The following is an 18574-nucleotide window of genomic DNA, read 5'->3' as shown; positions in this document are numbered from 1 at the left end:
CCGCTGGCGTCCGTGGATGTGCTGGGAAATCCGTGGGTGTTGCCGTCGCTACTGCCGTCAACGGCTCGGGGCATACGATTGCGCTGCCGCTGCCTGGTGTCGCTGCAGCGGGACTCTACTGCCATGCGCCGGGTTCGGCACGGACGAGAGCGCGGACGGTCTGCTCGTAGAGCTCGTGGCCGCTCTGAGCGCAGTGTCCGGCGATCCAACGGATCAGCTCGTCCGAGGTGTGCAGCGTGCCTGACGTGGCGCCGCAGTTGTGCTTTTCGCCGGTGACGCAGACCGCCTCGAACGTTGGCAGCGCCAGGGGGTCGGGGACGGTGGTCACGTGGTACTCGCGGAAGCGGTAGCGGCCCCGAGAGGCGTTGCGTGCTCGTGCGCCGGCGTTCGGAGAGTCAGGCATCCTCGGCCGCCTCTTCCTGATCCGGGATGCGCTGTCCGCGCGAGTCCGCGACCCTGAGCGCGTCCGCCAGTGCTTCTGCCAACCGGCAGGCCAGCCAGCGGTATTCGCTCGCTGACAGGGCTTTCGCGCCGGGTGCCGTGGCGTCGCGGGCGTACTCCAACAGTTTCTGGCCCATGCTGAGCTGTACCGTCTCAATGCTGTCGGCGAGGGTGGAGAGGTAACCCCGGCCGTCGCTGCTCAGGTAGCAGGGCTTCACCTCCGGGCTGGTCCACGGCAGTAAGCGGGGACCTCCCCGACCCGACGCGGCGTCGTACAGCTCTCTGCGACGCATGCGGTCGGCATCGCTCCTGGGCTGGCTCAACTGGGCACCCCCGGCCTGGGTCACTGACGATGGACACACTGACCGTAGGCACTGACCGATCGTCACCCCAGGCGGCAGCCATGACAGTTCGCGACTCTTGGTTCACGAACTGCCACGCTACGTGGCAGCTACCCTACGACGCCCAGGTAGTCGGCCATTTCGCGCATCTCCGTCGTGAGGGTGCGCTTGCGCTTGCCCAGGATCTCCTGCATGGTCTCGGCGGCCCCGTTCTGGTGCCGCAGCCACTGCGGGGCGGCTTCCCTGGCGCGGGTCAACTCGTCCATGGCGGCGGACAAGTCGCCGGTCCGGGTGTGGGCGCGCGCCACATCGAGGGTGAAGCGGTTCCCATCGTTGGTGCTGGGCCTACCCAAGCGCTTCCACGCCTTGGGCGACAACTCCTCCTGCTCGCTGGCCTTGCGCACCACCGCGCGGGCGTCGCCGACGACCATGTCGTCTTCGAGTGCCTTGACCGCGGCGGTGACCGGCCCGAAGACGGACCAGTGCCGGGAGACGTTGCGATGCGCCGTCCCGACCGCGGTTGCCGCGACCCGGGCGGCTTGACGGTACTCCTTCGCCTCGTCGGGACGGTTGTTCCTCGCGGCTGCGGCGGCAGCCTCCATCGCCAGGCCGCCCCACACCGCGTAGTGGTCCGGCTCAGCCCCCGTGATCTTCGGCTCCACCCCGTCCATGCTCCGGGCCGCGACCTGTTCCGCCTCGTCCAGCCTTCCCTGCCTCACCAGCAGCCAGCACATGCAGCCGACACCAGAGCCCGCCGCAAGCATGTCTCCGGCCTGACGGGCATCCATGATGGCGCCGCGCACGGCGGCATACGCGATGTCGTACTGCCGTACCTGGGTGAGATAGGTGCCGGCCAGACGCAGCGCCTCGGCGCGGGCCAGCAGGGCCTGCCGGTGCTCGTCCCCGCTGTCGTAGTAGGCAACGGCTTGGGCTGCATCGCGCAGCAGGCCCGGCAGTTGAGCCGCGACGCTCTTGTAACTGTCGGAGAAGTACAGCACCCGTGCGTCTTGCAGCGTCCGCCGGAAGATGCGCAGGTTCGGTTCCTCGGCCACGGCTTCGGCGTCCTGGTCCACGAGCCCGACGGCCGGGGTGAGGGCGGCGCGGAGCTGGATCAGGTTGACCCGGTTCGGCTCCTCAGCCCGCCCCACGGGCTCCGGTGCATCCGAGGCCATCAGCGCGGCCGTGGTCACCCCCAGCGCGCGGGCAAGCGTGTGCAAGGTCTCCATGCGGATGGTGCCGCCCTGCTCGGCCTTGCGCACGGTGCCCGGCGATACGCCTGCGGCGTGGGCCAGTTCCTCCTGGCTCATCCCCGCGCGACGCCGGTACTTGCGGACGTTGTCAGCCAGCTCCGTGGTCATCAACTCACCACCTCCCACTCCACGGTACGCCCAGCCGACACATCAACCGGGGGCGCTCCGACAGACACCCGCCCACAAGGGGTGCCCCATTACGCGACGGGCCGGGCTCCGGCAGAACCGGGGCCTGAGCGGGTGGGGTCCCTCGTCGGTCGGGCAGCACCTCGACCCCGACGCTTCGAACCCCTTACCGCCGACGAAGCCCGCCAGTTCCTCACAGCCGCGCGCAGGCACCGGCTCCATGCCCTGTTCGAACTGGCGCTCCACACCGGACTCCGCAAAGGCGAACTCCTCGGCCTCCGCTGGGAAGACCTCGACGTCGACCGGGGCACGGCTGCCGTCCGCCGCACCTTGCAGCGCACGAGCACAGGCGGACTCACCACGTTGCCCACCAAGACCCGAGCCTCCGAGCGCCGCATCGCCCTCCCCGCCCGCTGCTGCCTCCAGTCGCTGAAGCACCACCACGAACAGCAGCAGCGCGAGCGTGAGGCCGCAGGCACCACGTGGCAGCACAACGGGCACGTGTTCACCACTCCCCAGGGCCGACCGATCGACCCGACCAACCTCACCCGCACCTTCACCACGCTCCTCCGCAAGGCTGGCCTCCGCCGCATCCGCTTTCACGACCTCCGCCATTCGACCGCCACACTGCTCCTGGAGCAGGGCGTGGAACTCGTCGTGATCAAGGAACTCCTCGGCCACGCCCACATCGGCGTCACAGCCACCGTCTACGCCCACGCACGCCTCCGCCTCCAGCGCGACGCCATCGATATCCTCGGCACCGCGCTCGGTAGCCCGGAGACCACCGTGACGGCACGCTCCGACGGCGACGAACCGCCACCCTGCAACGCGCTTGTCCGCTGACGTTGCCGTCAACTACTGCCGTCAAGACGGCGAGAGGCCCCGCCAGAGTCGGCTCTGGCGGGGCCTCTCAGCGTCGAGTCAATTCACGACAACAATTCGCGACGAGACTCCGAATAGGAGTCCGCGTTCTCCGGGAGAAGCTCCGACATCTTGCCGAAGAACGCCGATCCCGCACCCCTCAGCGCCGCCAAGAAATCAGACGTTGAAACGCTCACCCTCTTCACGTCGTTGCCCGATTTCACCGAAACGAGAACCTGAGACCCTTGCTGTCGGAAAGAGAGCTCAATCGGCTGATCCGGGAAATAAGTCGACGCGTACCCTGCGGCCGAGAGTTGCGGGACCATGCTGGCCACGTATGCCCACAGCTGGTCAACGTAATCCCATTCACTGATCCCGATAATCTCAACTCCGTGGATGGCGATTCGCACCGCACCCTCGACGTAGTCGGCATCAGCTGGGCGGGCGGTGCAGGCATCAACCTGCACGAACTTGCCGCCCGAATCCCTCAGGTACGTCTCGATCTCGATCACGCCGCGATTCCTCATGTCAGGGAGCAACAGGGTAGAACTGGCCGACTCGGCCTTTATTCATGCCGAGAACGTAGTCTACTCCGTTGACGTTTCCCTGAATCTGATACATACCCCTGCTTCCTCGCTGAACGAGCGTATCCCTGTTCTGGCGCATGACCTGCCCGATTGCGTCCTGGACATCAGCAACGCTCATCTTGGGGTCGAAGAAGGACTGCTGAGCCTTTACCGAGCCATCCCACATTTTCGGATGATGACGAGTGAGGATGTGCTCCATTCCCTTCTTGTCCAGAAGGAAGGTCTGGTTCCCGAACTGGAAGCGTTGGCTGCTCCAACCCCGGAGGGCCGGAATGCACCCTCCGCTGTTGTGAACCAGGACTGGCGTCTCCCCCGCCAGCACATAGTACGTGTGAAGGTCGTCCACCGTGAGGTTGTACGTACGGGTGTGCTGTGTGTACGGGCGGTTGGCGGTGACTATGACCGTGCGTCCGTCATCAGTACGGAGGGTCATGCCCGGTGTCAGTGCTCCGGCTTCGACCCAGTCGTCCTCGGAGGGTGACCAGAAGGGGTGTTCGTAAGTTGCAGTGAGTTGTTCGATGCCGTTCTCGGTCGCAAGGGACAGTTCGTTGAATCTCTTGTCGTCCTCGGTCCGGATGAGGCGGGTGACTTCTTTCGGGCCGCTCTCATCTGTTCCTGGGTCGGCGGCCATGACTTTGTCGCCGACCTGGACATCTTCAATGTCCTTGGTGGTCCCGTCGGCCATCAGGACGTCGGTGCCTGCCAGGAAGCATTTGCAGCCGGCGAGGCGGGCGAACCTTTGGCTGATGGACCGGCCGGTGGCGACGGCCTTCTTGGCCGCTGCTATAGCCGCGAAACGTGACCAACCGAAGCTGACGAGATACATGACGTCCGTGACGATCGCTTCGACACAGTCGCCTCTGCCGGTCACGCAGTTGATGTTCGCCTGAACGCCGAAGGGATCGTTCCCGGTGGGCTCGAGGAGTCCGGCCTTCCCTGCGATGTCGCAGAATGCCCCGTACTTCGGTGTGTCCGTTCCAGAGCTTTGGCACAGGCCGACAGTCCATTTGTGCAGCGCCTCATCGTACGAGCCGCCGGGAAGCAACGCCCCTCTGGCGATCAGTTCCTCTTGGGTGGGAACGGGAACGTCGGCGATGATGACCTTTCCGCCTGCGGACTTGGAAGTCCCGGGATTGCTGTTCCCGCCCGCACGGACCTTCGCCGTGCCGCCGGTGGTCCGTTTTCCGTTCCTGTCGTAACACCCTTGAGTGGTGCAGCCAGGGCCGTTGTCCGGGGTCCATACCGTGTCCGGATTGTTCACTGAGCAGCCGTCACAGAACAGCCCAGTGGGATCCGCGTACGTGGCGGGGTTCTGGTTGGCGTAGCTGTAGCCGTTGAGCGAATGCGGCTGGTCGGTGCTGAGGACGGGATCGACGGACAGGAACTGGCCGAGGGTGGGGTCGTATTCACGGGCGCCGATGTGGGTCAGGCCGGTGCCTTCGTCCCGGGTCTTGCCGAGGAAGCCCTTGTCGTCCGGCCACGTGGTGGTGTCGCCGGCTGGTTCGCCGCGATCGGTGCCGAAGGGGGTGGTGTAGCGCTTGGTGAACGTCTGACTGGCATCAGGGCTGATGGCAAGACTTGAGGTGCCGTGATGGTCGCCGGTGAGATAGGTGAGGGTGTTCGTTCCGGACTCGTTGGAGCGGACGGCAGCCGTGACACCCCCGGCAGCGTAGTAGCGCTGCGCCCAGGTGGTCTCGTCCTCGCGCAGATGGAGTTCTGTGGCACCTGCGTACAGGATCCGCTCACCGTTCTCCGTGTCGCGGATCAGCAGCTGACCGTCCGGGCCGTAGAGGTAGGTGGTCTTGATGCCGTTCGGGGCCGTGGTGGTGGCGATGCGCCCTTCGTCGTTCCAGGTGTGGGTGTAGGTGCCAGAGGACACGGGAGCCGAGCCGATCCAGGAACCTGCGGACCACTGGAGCTCCCAGTCAGCGGAATAGACGGCGAAGCTTCCGCCGTCCTGCAGGCTGGCGAAGTAGCCCGAGCTCGCGCCCTTGGCCGTGTTGGTGGACCAGAGCTTGGTGTTGTCGGCCGAGTAGACGACGAAGTCGCCGTCGTCCTGCATGGTCGCCCAGGCACCGGGGTTGCCTGCGGTGTCCGTGTGCCAGCGGACCTCGCCGGTGTCACGGTTGTAGATGACGAGGTCGCCGTCCCCGCGCATCACCATGCGAGCCTTCTGGCTGCGCACTTCCTGGCCCGCGGTCAGCTTCCATCCCGCGCGCAAGTACTGGTGCTGTACAGCGGTGGCGCGCTTGGTGGTGTTGCCCGCCGCGTCGTAGGTGAAGCTCTGGGTGCGGGTGCCGTCGCCGGTCGTGTCGACCTTCGTCAGCGTGTGCGGCTGCGGCTGGCCGGAGGCCGGGTAGGTGTACTCGCGCTGGGTGTCCTGGCCCACGCGGATGCCGACTCCGTGATGCGTTTCGGTCTTGCGCTGGCCGGCCGCGTTGTAGGTGTAGCTCGTCCAGTACGGTGCCGGGCCGCCCATGCCCGACGCCGTACGGGTGGCGGAGCAGTCGTCGGTCTTGGGTGTCCAGGCCTCGATCAGACGCTGGTGGCCGTCGTAGGCGAAGCACTGGGTGTCCGCCGAGCTCTCGCCGCCCAGAGTGGTCGGGTCCTTGATGGACGTGACGTTTCCGGCCTGGTCATAGCCGTAGTTGAGGTCCTGCAGCATGTACGGGTGCGACTGGTCGGTGACATGCCTGCGGGTCAGGCGGCCGGTGCCCTTCTCGAAGCGGTTGGTGACGTAGATGTTCTTGGCCCCCGTACCGCCGGTGCCCAGCGTCAGCTGGAGCGGCTGCGAGAGCGCGGAGTAGGACACATCACGCAGGTAGCCGGTGGAGCCCCCGATCGACGTCAGGTTGCCCAGGCCGTCGTAGCCGTAGTCGATGGCCTCCGACGGCAGGCCGCCCATGGCGGGCTCGCGGGTCATTCGCAGGGAGCCGTCAACGCTGTAGCTGCTCTCGAAATCAAAGGTTCTTGACGCGCCTGCGGCCACGAACGGGTCGTCGGCGGGCAGTTCGAGCCGGGTGCCGGTGGCCCGGCCGAGGCTGTCGTAGGCGGTGACCGCCTGAGTGTAGGCCTGGCCCGTCTTTCCGCCCACGTAGCGAGTCGAGGAGGTGGGCAGGCCCTTGAGCAAGGTGTCGTAGGCGTAGCCGGTGAGCTGGTTGGCGTCCGACTTGGAGCCCGTCCAGGTGCCGGTAGGGCGTCCGAGCTCGTCATAGGCCGTCAGGATCGACTTGCCTCGGGAATCCGTGGCCTTGACGGCCTGGTCCAGGGCGTTGTACTCGATCGTCGACCGGCCCTTGTCGGGGTCCTCGGTGCCACTACGGCGACCGAACAGGTCATAACTGTAGGTCCACTTGGTGCCGTCCGGGCCGGTGATCGACTTCTGCTGACCGTCCAGCGCGTAGGTGAACCTGGTGGCCGCATAGGTGGCGCCGGGACCGGTGCCGTAGTCGGCGTCGGCCGGGTTGATGCTCGCGTACTGGCGTGCCTCGACGGTCCTGCCGCGGATGTCGGTGATCGCCCGCTGCGCCGAGCCGCCCTCGACCGCGGTCGTGGCCACGGAGTCACCGGTGTAGCTGGTGGTCACGGACCACTTCTTCACGCCGTAGATGTGCAGCGTGCTGGTGGTCGGACGTTCCGCCCCGTCGAAGACGGTCTCCGTCTGCTTCGGTGCCTCGCCGTACTCGGCGCGGGTGTAGGTGCCGTTCGGCGTGCTGGTGGTGTCGAAGATGTCGGCGTACGCCTCGTACGCCAGGCCGCGACTGTCGTACCGCATGTCGGTCAGCAGCCTGCCGCCCTGCGGAGTCGGCGCCTGCGTCTGCAGGGGACGCAGGAGGGAGTCGTAGAGCGAGTAGGTGGTGTTGTAGGTCTCCCCGTCCTTCTTCAGGATCGAGGTCGACACCCAGGACGGCTTGGTGTTGTCCAGGTGGTAGGCGAACTTGGCGTTGGGCGCCTGGCTGCCGCGGATGCGGTTGGGCAGCCACACCTCGGTCAGCCGGCCGAGGGCGTCGTAGTTGAGCTCGGTCTTCTTCTGGTTGACGTCGTAGCTGCGCAGGGCCAGACCGCGACGCGGGTCGAGGAAGCTGACCGCTTGGTGCCCCTTGGGGTTGGTGGTGACTGTTTTCGTCAGGGGTCCGGCTGTGGCGGGGGTGTAGGCAGTGGACGTGGTGTGCCCCACCGCATCGGTCAGGGTCGTCGGCCGGCCGAGGGCGTCGAAGCCGGAGGTGCTGACCGTCTGCCAGCCAGTGGGCATGCGCTCCCCGTCGGAGGTGGGCGTGGCGGCGTATCCGGTGGCACGACCGGTCCAGGTCGCCTCACCCTTGGTCGGCGTCTGGGTGGCGGACCATCCCGTAGCGTCCGGGTTGTCGTAGACGACGGCCGTGTCGGACAGTACGTCGCCACGCGTGGCCGAGGTGGCCGGCAGGTCCAGGGCGGCGTCCGTGATGGAGCATTCCCGGGCGACGGTTCGCGAGCGGGACACCAGGCTGGTGATGCCCACCGTTTCGTTGCGGGCGTACCAGGTGCGTGTGCAGGTCTCGTCGCCGCCCAGGCCCTTCTGCCCGTAGTCGTCGAGGGAGGTGACCATGCCGAGGGTGTCGTACCGCTTGGTGACGACGTGGGTGCGCCAGCTGTCCGTGGCGCTCAGATGAGTGCTCGTGTAGGTGACGGTGTCCCGGACCCACCTGGAGGGGTGGTCGGTCGCGTCGGGGACGCTCTGGACACCCGTCTGCCGGTAGGTGTAGTTCGAGAAGGTGCTGGCGATGGGCTGACTGCCGTTGTAGGTGACCTGCTGCCGCAGTTGTCCCTTGTACTGGTCACTGTCGTTGATGGCAGTGAAGTCGACGTCGGTGTCGAGCAGCGGTTCCACGCTCACGCTCTTGGCGGTGCCGTCGGCGTTCTTGTCGCCGTGCATGCCCTGCAGGTAGAGCGAGACCGTCTTGGAGCGGGTCGTGCCCGTCGCTCCGGTGTAGGCGGTGACCTTGCGGTAGCCGCGCCAGTCCGACCAGGTCCGCTCCTCCTCGGGTGTGAAGGGGTCGTTACTGTGGTGCCAGGCGGCTCCGCTGTAGGAGTAGGCGTGCTCGACGGCCTCGTTGCCCGCGGCCGGGTCCGAGGAGGTCACAGCCAGGACGCGGTACTTGTGGAACCAGTCGACCGAGGCGTTCTCGGCTCCGTTGATGTGCCAGTACTGCGGAAAGCAGGAACGCGTGTTGGAGTCCTCGGCCGCCCCCATCACCTGGCTGCGGACGCACTCCGGGTCGGACAGCGTCACCGTGGTGATCTCGCCCGTCTCCGAAGTGATCGTCGAGATGCGGGGACGGGTGAGCGGAAGTATGTCGTCCGTAGCGTCGACCCGGTTGGGCCGCATCTGGTAGGTGAACGAGATGGGGTTCAGGGTGATGCTGTTGTCACCCGCCTTGCCCGTCCGCTTGAGCGACGTGAGGGTGAGAACGTGATCGGAACTGTCCCCGATGTCTCCGCCGTCCAGGTACTTCTGGGACAGCGTCCAGGAGTCCACCGGGTCGTAGGCGTTACTGGTGGCGTTGTAGGAGAAGGTGTCGATGCCGGTCACGCGCTTGCGGCTGAAGAAGGACGGTCCGCTAGCGTTGCACTCGTCGTCACCGTCTGAACAGATCGCGTCGAAGGGGACGTCCGGCCAGTTGTCGGCGGTGGCCTCGGTCAGGCTGGAGCAGTCGGAGGCGGTGCAGCGCTCGGCATGGTCGAAGGTGACCTTGGCGTCGGCGTCGTCGGTGAACAGGGCCCCCTTGCGCAGACCGTACTCAATGCGGGTGAGGTAGCCGCCGCGCGTGTAGGAGGCGTTGGCCGTCTCGGACTTGTTCTTCTTGTAGTGGTTGGACTCCTTGGTGTACCAGTACGTCGACGCATTGCCGTGGGTGTCCTCGACATAGTCGAGGTTCCACCGCCACGCCTGCGTCAGCGACCGGTCGGCGAAGGCATCCCCGCCGGAGTAGCCTGGCTCGCCGGAGTCGTCACCGAACACCGGCACTGTCCAAGTCGAGTTGGTGCGCTGGTTGCCTGCGCCCTCCAGCTTGTTCAGGCCGAAGACGTACTTGGTGCCGTCCGATGTGGTGACGGTCCAGTGCTCGCCGTTGTCGTCGCCGTTGTCGGCACCGGTGGACCGGGTGACCTTTGAGGCGTCGTCGTCCTCCAGCCGCCACTTGCCATCGGTCTTGTCCTTGATCAGACGGGTGGACTTGCCGTTGAGCACCAGCCGCGCGTTGTCGTACTTCCAGCACAGGTCCCAGACGTCCTTGTGCCCGTCGTCGTCGCAGGAGCCGTAGGAGCGCTCGATGTAGGACTCTGTCAGCGTGAAGCCCTCACCGACTGTCGTGCCCTGGTTGTTCGTCGTCGCTGTCCGGCCGTCGACGCTGCCCGAGTCGTACGACAGCGACAGGGGCGGTGTGGGACCGGCAGCCGCCGGTGGAAGAGTGAAGCCGTAGGACCAGGTGAAGGCGCCTGAACTGCTGCCCGCCTCCCACGCGGAAGAGGCCGACAACGGAGTCGCGGAGTAGTCACCCGCGCCCTTCGGCGATTGGCCGGAGCCCGCGGCGGCTCCTGTCACTGCGAGCACGGTCGCTCCGGAGGCCGCCGTGCCCTCAGCCTTGCGCAGTTGAGCGCTTTTCCCAGTCGACTGGGCCGTGCCGATGTTCACCATGGCCGAGATGCTTTGGTCGGCGAGATCGTTCTTCGACCTCAAGGGCTTCTGGACGCGGCACTCGTCCTTCTGCGGGGTCGTCAGAACACAGGACGGAAGCTGGACCAGCCGAAGGCGCTGGGACCAGGCACCGCCGACTGCTGCGGCGAAGGCGCTGTAGTCGAGGCTCATCTCGGCCGCGCCGCCCTGGTCGGCCTCGACGGTCAGCAGCACGCCGGTCAGTCCGGCCTTGCGGGCCGCCGTCTGGTCCAGCACGGTGACCTGCGCCGTGCCCTCGGCTTTGGTCCTGGCGCCGGAACCGGCCGCCGGCTTCAGGGTGACCGGGACGTCTGCAGGCGTGCCTTTCGCGGCTCTGCCTCGGTCCAGCTCAAGTTTGTCCTGCCCTTGTCGGGGCCAGCGGGCTCTGCGTTCCTGGTCGGCTCGTTCGGCCTGAGCGGCGTTGGCCTTGCGATCCTTGCCGACCTTCGCTCGGGCCTTGCGCGCTCCCGGCCCGTCGAATGTCTCAACCTTGCTCACCCGGGACTTGGGCACGTCGGGCCGCCCCAGCCCGCCTGGTTTCGGAGCAGCCTGGGCCACCTGAGCCCAGCCCATAGGCACCAGCAGCGCCAGAGCCAACGACTGCACCAGCAACCGGCCACTCTGCCTGCGCACAGCCCCACTTCCGCGCCGCTTTGATGTGCCTATGCCAAAAGCCATTCGGTTACTCCACCAGTCACAACTCACATGCAAAGAACCCAGAAAGTCACAGTTCGGGCGGCGTGGGGTTCAGGCCTCACGCCGCCCGGTGTTCAGTCACCCACGTAGGTGTCGATCTGCGTGGTGCCGGCCATGGCACCCACCCACACCCGGACCTCCGCGATACGTGCGGGCAGGAAGTGCTTCCACGTCCCGTCGGCAAAGGCCTTGCCCAGGGCGAACTCACCCGTGCCCACCTCGGCCGTGAATGCCCGGGCATCACCGTTCGGCGTGCCGCCGACGTAGAAGGAGATCTCACCGGCCTGTGCGTCGAAGATGCCGGTCAACCGCACCCTGCTGTCCACCAGGGCACCCTCCTCGGACGACACCGCACTGAATGTGCCGTCCGCCTCGAGCCGCCCGAACCGCCAGAACCCCACGGGCACCGTCTTCTCTGTCGCCGTCTCCGGGTCCAGGACGGTCTGCTTGTCCGTCAGCTCGTACCACAGACCCCACGCCGAGCCGTCCGCGGAGCGCTGCCCCGCCACCTGCCCCTTGTAGCCGATGTTCTTCGTGGCGAGCTTGTCCCCGTCCACGGAGGCCAGCGCCGTCACCGTGAACGACCCCGTACCGTCCACCAGCGGTCCGGCCACCGATGCCGAGTCGTCCACGCCGTCGAGAACGATCTCCTCACCGTCCAGCGAGGCACCGCCAGCCAGCGTCATCTTCCGGCCGTACCCCGACAGGGTGTCGGGGATCGTGGTGCCAGTGCCCTGGTCCGGGTGCCAGCCACCGACCAGCTCCACACCGGCGAAGCGCTCGGACGTCATCAGCCGGGCCTCATCACTGACCTCCTCGTCGGTCAGCGCGCGCTGCCACACCGCCACTTCGTCGATGAAGCCCTTGAAATGGTCCACATAGGTGTCTTCGTACATCACCCGGCCGATCTCCAGGCTGCCCTCGGCCGACCAGGGGGTACCGGCGTCCACCGATGCCTCTCGCTTGCCGTTGATGAAGAGCCGCACCTTCTTCGCCGAGGCATCGTGCACGGCCGCCACATGCGTCCACACACCTTTGGGGTGCGAGCCCGAGGCGCTGGCCTCCCGGGAGAAGGTGCCGTCCGTTGAGAACACCCGGATGCTCCACTTGCCGCCGTAGGAGATGACGAAAGGGCTGTACTTCTCGGTCCAGGGGCTCGCAGTCGCCGGCGTCTGGCTCACTACCGAGACCGTCCCCGTCGCTGATGGATCGACCCGCACCCACGCCGCGACCGTATACGACGAGCGGCTCTCCAGAACCGGTCCGGCCGTCGACGCATAGCCGTTATTACTGCCGTCCAACAGCAAACCCTTGTCGGTGACCGCCTGCTCCAGCGGCTCTCCGACGGCATCGTGGGTCAGCAGCCCACGCCGGCCGCTGTGATGCCGCATCGCACCCGAAGCCAGGGTCGCGTCGTCACTGCCGTCGTCCGTGGCCGCGTCCAACGCCACCCCGTCGGCCTCGCTGAAGTGGTACCGGGCCACCGGCCCCGCTCCGGCGGCGACCAGGAAGTCCACCCCGCTCCACGCGCCGTAGCGGCCGATGTCGTCCTTGGCCCGCGCCCACAGTGTGAAGGTGCCCGAGCGCTCAGGCGTCACCGACACGCTGGGGCTGGTGCCGTTGACCGTCGGCCAGGTGGTCATGCCGGTGACCGTGTACTGGTACGACACCACGTCCTGATCGGCGGGGTCCGGAGCGAAGCGGAATGTTCCCTGGACACCGGGCCCGCCGCCCGCTGCACAGGCAGTGGACGTGCACTCCGAGTACGGGCTGCCGACAGTGATCACCGGAGCCTTCGGGGCGCTCTTGTCGAGCTTGAAGTAACACCATCCGGTGGTAGACGCGTTGGACGGTCCGGACAGGTAACTGTCACCGCCGTTGTAGTACGAGCGGACCCAGGCGCGATACCGGTAGACAGGTCCCTCGGCCAGGGTGGACCAGGACATGGTCAGCTTGACGCCGTCGCCCACGTATCCGGTCGACGGGCGCAGATCACCATTGCCGGCCGTGGCATCCACCCATGTCCCGTCGCTCTTGCGTTGATCGACGTCGAAGTACACCCGAAGCTGGGCGTCCTTCTCACCGCCCGCCTTGGTCTGCGCCGTCGCTGCCAACGAAGGAGTCGGATCGGACACGACCGCCGGGTCTGCGGCATCCTTCGCACAGACGGTGCCCGAGCCGGTGACCAGACCGACACCGGTCGGCTTGTCCGGCAGGCCTACAAACTTCACCGACAGGACGGCGTCGTTCTTGAACCGCTTCCAGGCCGATGTGTCCGACTCGTCGTGAGCCCGGATCTCGAGCGTCAGCCGCGAGAACTTGCCCGCCGCGAAGTCCCTGACCGTGGGCGTGAGGTTCTCGTTCGGCTCGTCCGGATTGTCGTTGAACTCGATGGGCGCGTCGGGCGAGTCCGGATCGCACAGCGAACCACGGCCCGCCGACACATGGCGGTCCACCATCCAGTCAAGTTCCTTCGGGCGCGAGGACCATGTGGTGGAGGAGGAGATGTTGTTCGTCCGTACCAGGTCCACCCAGCGCGGGTCGCACTGAAACGCCCATGGCTCGGTCACCCGGAAGGTGGCGTCCAGCACCTTCTTGCCCTTGAGGTCCTCGGGCGAGAATTCGAAGTACAGGCGCTGCACGTACCCAGGCCCGCAGTAGTAGCCGTTCCAGGTACCGCACTTGCCGACACCCTTGCCCAGGCCGTCGTCGCCGTTGCCCCAACCGTAGGACTCGTAGCCGTCGCTGCGCAGCAGGGTGCGCTCCGACTCACCCCAGGTCACCCGGGGGGTCGATGAACACCGGGAACGCAGATGCATCCGTCTGCGACAGCATCTCCGCATCCGGGATCACGGACAGGGAATCCTTGTCGACGTCGACATCCATCCGGACCACCCTGTCGCCCTGCCCGGGCTCCAGCCCGCTGCCTGACGGGGCCGACTCCGCGGGATCGGAAGGCTCGACCTCCCCGCTGCCGACCACTGTCGACGCCTTCAACTGTGGCTCGGTACCGGCTACACCGGCGGAGTCCCACATCCGGGCCGGCGGGGACTTGAACACCGCACGGCCGTTCTCATCCAGCGCGGCCAGATTCCCGGCGGCCCCCTCCTGGACCCAGAGTCCCTCGGTCTCCAGCCCGAAGGTCAGCTTCTTCAGCTCCTCGCGCGCAGCGGCCTCGGGCGTCTTGACGACCAGAACCTGCTGGAAACTCTCCGGAGTTGCCGTGAGCTTCAGATCGACCCCGGACAGTACCTCCGGGTAGAGCGCGCTGGTTCCATCCCGCTTGGGCGTGGGCAGAGTGCCGGGCCACTCCAGCTCCAGCGACCGGCCCCCATCGGAGATGCGTACCAGCGGTTCGTTGGTCCCTCCGCCGGAGAACTCCATCTTCGTAGCCGCCGCCTTGGGCACCACCGTGCCGTCGGCTCGCTTGACCAGCGTGGCGTCCGGGGCCTGCCAGCCCCCGCCGGGCGCGGCCACACGGACCGGCATCACTGATTGCTCGAGGGTGAAGGTGTAACCATCCGGGTTGGCGAAGACCGTCGTGTGCTCGGTGCGCTGCCCGGTCACCTCGACTCGCCGGCCGGACTTTTTCGCCGCCGCCAGCGCCTTCTGCCCCTCCGACAGCGGTGCGCCGGACTCGGCAGCGGCAGCCCTTGCCACCTGCCCCGGGAGGGCCAGCAAAGTGGCCAGCATGGCGACGGCTGTCCCCACCGACCACCGCCGTACGGCCTTGGAATGCATCCGCCTACCGCCCGCCCACCGCGTCGACACAGATCCCCGCCCCCGTGGTCACATGATCTTCAAAATTGGGGAGATTCAAGTTGATCGGACGAGCGTCTTCAATTCCCGTAGTGCATCGCGGGCGACACGTTTTGATCACGCCAACCAGGCGAAGGCGCCAGTTTGTCCGCAAGATCGCCGATCGCCCCTCCATCGCACACACAACGGCCCTCCCCGGAGACGAAGCCTCCGGGGAGGGCCGCTCGGTCAAGTGACCCCGAGAAGCAGGGCTACTTGCCGTAGTACGCGTTGTAGATCGAGATCGTGGACTTGTTGTTCTTCTTGTCAGTGATCTTGGCGTGGAAGGAGATGGCCTTGCCCTTGGCCGGGTTCTTGACGGTGATCCTGCCCTTCTTCACCGGGATCTTCTTCCAGGTCTTGCCGTAGTCGTAGGAGACGTAGACGGAGAGGGACTTGAGGTTCTTGCCCCGGGCGGAGCCTTCGACCTTGACCGGGAAGGTGGTCTTCTTGCCGGCCGGGACCTTGCTGTCGAGGCCCGTGGTCGCCTGGAAGCGGACCGTGGAGGCGGGGAGCTGGGCGGAGTCCGCGGGCTTCTTCGAGCGGAAGGTCCAGCTCGCGTCGATGCGGGTGGAGGCGGCGGCGACCTTGACGCTGCGTTTCACCGACGTGGTCAGCCGGTAGGCGGCGTCACCGGACGGCACCGTGAACGCGGCCTCGCCGAACAGCGGGTCGGAGTGGGAGCCGACCTTCTTGCCGTTGCGGTAGAGGGTTGTGGTGGCCGAGGTGAGCTGCGAGAGACCGGGGTGGCCCTGGCCGTCGGCGAACAGCGGGAGCTGGCCGTAGATCTCGTTGCCCTGCCGGAACAGGCCGAAGTCGGCGTTCAGGCGGGGGCCGAAGACCGCGGTGTTGAAGGTCTTGGTGTACTTCTTGCCCGGCTTGAGGGTCTGCACATCCCCCTCGGAGTACTCGGCGTCCGGGATCGGGTAGCCCTCGCCGTCGCGGACGCCGGAGTGCTGCTGGAAGGTGAAGGCCCACCGGATCTTGTCCGAGGTCGACAGGTACTGGGTGCGTGTGCCGGGCAGCTTCTGCTCGACGCCCTCGCCCAGCACCCAGTCGTCGGCGAACTCACCGATCGCGGTGATCGCACCCTTCTTGCCCGCGGTCGGCGCGCCGAGGCGGTGCTTGACCGTGGCGAGTTCACCGGCCTTGTAGTGCCGGACCTTGTGGCCCTGGATCTTCTTCACGCGGGAGCTGGCCGCCACGATGTAGTCGGCGGAGGCGCCCTTGGTCCAGTGGCCGCTCCAGGTCTGCGTGAGGCCGCCGGCCTGCGGGCCGAGATGGGCGACCCGCAGTTCGGCGAAGGAGGCGGCGTCGTAACTGCTCATCAAACCGGCGTCGCCGGCGTCGAGCACATAGCTGATCGACGCGGAGCGGGGCTTGGCCTTCGCGTCGGGCACGGTGATGTCCGCGGCCCTGGCCTTGCGGGCGTCGATCGTCACGGTCGTCTTCTTGGTGACGATCAGCTTCGGCTGGATCGTCCAGTCGAGGCCCCGCCCGACCGTCTCGGGGTCCTTCTTGATCAAGGAGTCCAGCGCATAGGTGCCCTTGGGCAGGCGCAGCGTGGTCGTGGCCTTCTCGGTGGGCGGTACCTGGAACTGCCGGCCGTAGCCGAGGCCCGCGTAGCCGAACAGTGAGGTGAAGTGGACGGCGGGCGGGCGGCCGTCCCGGCCGATGTGCCGGAATGTCACGTCGTAGGACTCGACCTCCCGCATGACGTGGGCGGCGGTGCGCACGCTCTGGCCCCCGCCCGTGGCGCTCACCAGCGCCGCGTAGGCGCCGTCGAGCTTGCCGCCGAGCTTCGTGTTCACCGTGAGGGCGACGGAGGCCTCACCGCCGGCCGGGACCTTCAGCGTCTTCGCGCCCAGGGTGAAGAAGCCCGCCGGGGCGGCCTTGCCCTTCGGGCCGGTCGCGGACGCCGTCAGCTTCAGGGTGACGTCCTTGGTGCCGGAGTTGCGGTAGGTGAGCTTCTTGGTGACCGGCTTGTCGTCGGTGTGCGGCCACTGCTGGATGCCGAAGCCCACCGAGACCGGTTCGGCGACCACCGTCTGCTTGACGGCCCTGTCGATCTGCACGCGGCCGGTGCCCTGCTGGAACGGCGTGTACTTCCCGCCCTTGGCGGATGCGACGAGCGCGGCCTTCAGCTCCTTGGACGTCCACTGCGGGTGCTGCTGCTTGAGGATCGCCGCGGCGCCCGCGACATGCGGGGTCGCCATCGACGTACCGGAGATGGTCATGTAGCCGGCCGGCTTCTCACCGACCTGCTGGGCGATGGCGTTGCCCTTCGCCGAGGCGGCCGTGATGTCCACGCCGGGCGCGGTGACGTCCGGCTTGACGGCTCCGTCGCCGAGGCGCGGCCCGGTGGAGGAGAAGTCGGCGAGCCTGTCCTTGTCGTCGACGGCGCCGACGGTGAGGGCGGCGTCGGCGGTGCCCGGCGAACCGAGCGACTCGGGGCCGGAGTTGCCCGCCGCGATGGCGAACAGGACGCCCTTCTCGGCGGACAGCCGGTCGACCGCCGCCTCCAGCGGGTCGACGTCGGGCGAGTCGGGACCGCCCAGACTCATGTTGATCACATCGGCGCCCTGCTGGGCCGCCCACTCCATGCCGGCGAGGATCCCGGAGTCGTCGCCGGACCCGGAGTCGTCGAGCACCTTGCCGTTGAGGATCTTCGCGCCGGGGGCCACGCCCTTGTACTTCCCGCCGGACTTGGCGCCGCTGCCGGCCGCGATCGAGGCGACATGCGTGCCGTGGCCGACCTTGTCGCCGGCGTTCGGGGCGGAGGTGAAGTTCTTGGCGGCGAGCACTTTGTTCTTCAGATCGGGGTGCTTCGCGTCCACGCCGGTGTCGAGGACGGCGATCTTGACGCCCTTGCCGTCGTAGCCTGCGGACCATGCCTTGGGCGCGCCGATCTGCCCGACGGAGGTGTCGAGCTGGGCCTTGCGGACCCCGTCCAGCCAGACGTGGGCGATGCCGGAGGCGGCCTTGTCGCCGTCGGTGACCGCCTTCCACAACTCGGGCGTGTCCCGGTGCGGCGTCTGCACGGCGTCGGCGTTGAGGGTCTTGAGCGTGCGGCGCAGCGTGCCCGCGTCCCGGACGTCGGCCTTGGCCGAACGCGCGCTGCCCTTGTATCCGACGATGACCTTCAGACCGCGCTTGTGGGCGCCGCGGATCGAGGCCTTGGTCAGCTCCGTGACGTCGAAGAGCCGCCGGTCCAGCTTGCCGCTGACGACCAGGCGGACGACGTCCGTGGGCATCACATAGGTGTGGCCGCCCACCCGGCGGATCTGGACGGGTATGCGCTCACGTCCCTCGGCGCGTTCCACGCCGACGACGCGGCCCTTGGCGTCGACGCCGACGCGGTCGCCGGTGATGAGCGTGACGCGGTGCTTGACGACCCCCTTCGAGACGGTGGCCTGCTTCTGCGCGCCGGCCGCCCGCTGCACGCCGGCCCGCTGCTGCGCGTCGCCCGGTGCGCCGGCCGGGCCGTTCGCCGACGCGGGGCCGGCCATTCCCGCCAGCAGCGCCACGGCCGCCGCGGTGGCGACGGTGGCCGCGCGTGACCTGTTGACTTGTCTGCGCACGTATCCCCCTAGCGAAATCGCCGGGTGGAGTCCCCTCACCCGGCCGGGGGTGGTCTCGCACGCCTGCGCGCACCCCCCGGATCACGCAGTATGACGAGGGGTGATCAAGCGCCTCAAGGCCTGTGGACAACGTCGCCAAGTCGCCGGTCGGCCGTGATGTGCCCGCCGCAACTCCGTTACAGAACCGCCGGGTTGGGGCCAG

The 18574-nt window shown here is 67.4% G+C and carries 6 protein-coding genes and 2 pseudogenes; 1 reads left to right on the top strand and 7 read right to left on the bottom strand.

All coding sequences use genetic code 11. The features are described from left to right. Nucleotides 1-115: 115 nt before the first annotated feature. The 3 genes from ABD207_RS07770 to ABD207_RS07760 form a co-directional block, all read right to left on the bottom strand. Nucleotides 116-403, bottom strand: a complete 288-nt coding sequence (locus ABD207_RS07770; protein WP_344011105.1) for a DUF7848 domain-containing protein — start codon at nucleotides 401-403, stop codon at nucleotides 116-118. Next, nucleotides 396-734 (bottom strand): hypothetical protein, encoded by a 339-nt coding sequence (locus ABD207_RS07765; protein WP_344011103.1) that lies wholly within the window; start codon nucleotides 732-734, stop codon nucleotides 396-398. The genes ABD207_RS07770 and ABD207_RS07765 overlap by 8 nt, the downstream gene beginning before the upstream one ends. A 158-nt stretch (nucleotides 735-892) precedes the next feature. Beyond that, a complete protein-coding gene (locus ABD207_RS07760) occupies nucleotides 893-2140 on the bottom strand; it encodes a helix-turn-helix domain-containing protein (RefSeq protein WP_344011102.1) in 1248 nt (415 codons plus the stop codon). A 153-nt stretch (nucleotides 2141-2293) separates the two neighbouring features. Between ABD207_RS07760 and ABD207_RS07755 the strand changes: the two are divergent. Beyond that, a pseudogene (locus ABD207_RS07755) lies at nucleotides 2294-3001 on the top strand (site-specific integrase); the annotation flags it as partial. 83 nt (nucleotides 3002-3084) lie between these two features. Here ABD207_RS07755 and ABD207_RS07750 read toward each other — a convergent pair. The 4 genes and pseudogenes from ABD207_RS07750 to ABD207_RS07735 form a co-directional block, all read right to left on the bottom strand. Next, nucleotides 3085-3531 carry a hypothetical protein gene (locus tag ABD207_RS07750; protein WP_343997731.1) on the bottom strand — a complete coding sequence of 149 codons (447 nt, stop codon included), beginning with the start codon at nucleotides 3529-3531 and terminating at the stop codon, nucleotides 3085-3087. Between the two features lie 16 nt (nucleotides 3532-3547). Then, nucleotides 3548-10975 carry a polymorphic toxin-type HINT domain-containing protein gene (locus tag ABD207_RS07745; RefSeq protein ID WP_425580647.1) on the bottom strand — a complete coding sequence of 2476 codons (7428 nt, stop codon included), beginning with the start codon at nucleotides 10973-10975 and terminating at the stop codon, nucleotides 3548-3550. 92 nt (nucleotides 10976-11067) lie between these two features. Further along, nucleotides 11068-14686 (bottom strand): annotated as a pseudogene (locus ABD207_RS07740) (laminin G domain-containing protein). 317 nt (nucleotides 14687-15003) lie between these two features. After that, nucleotides 15004-18372: a S8 family peptidase gene (locus ABD207_RS07735; protein WP_344011100.1), complete on the bottom strand. Its 3369-nt coding sequence runs from the start codon at nucleotides 18370-18372 to the stop codon at nucleotides 15004-15006. Nucleotides 18373-18574: the final 202 nt, after the last annotated feature.

This window comes from Streptomyces thermospinosisporus (assembly GCF_039526425.1).
In the GTDB taxonomy this organism is placed as follows: Bacteria; Actinomycetota; Actinomycetes; order Streptomycetales; family Streptomycetaceae; genus Streptomyces; species Streptomyces thermocarboxydovorans.
The sequence above is the reverse complement of the archived record's forward strand: the minus strand, read 5'-3'. Positions and strand labels throughout refer to the sequence as shown.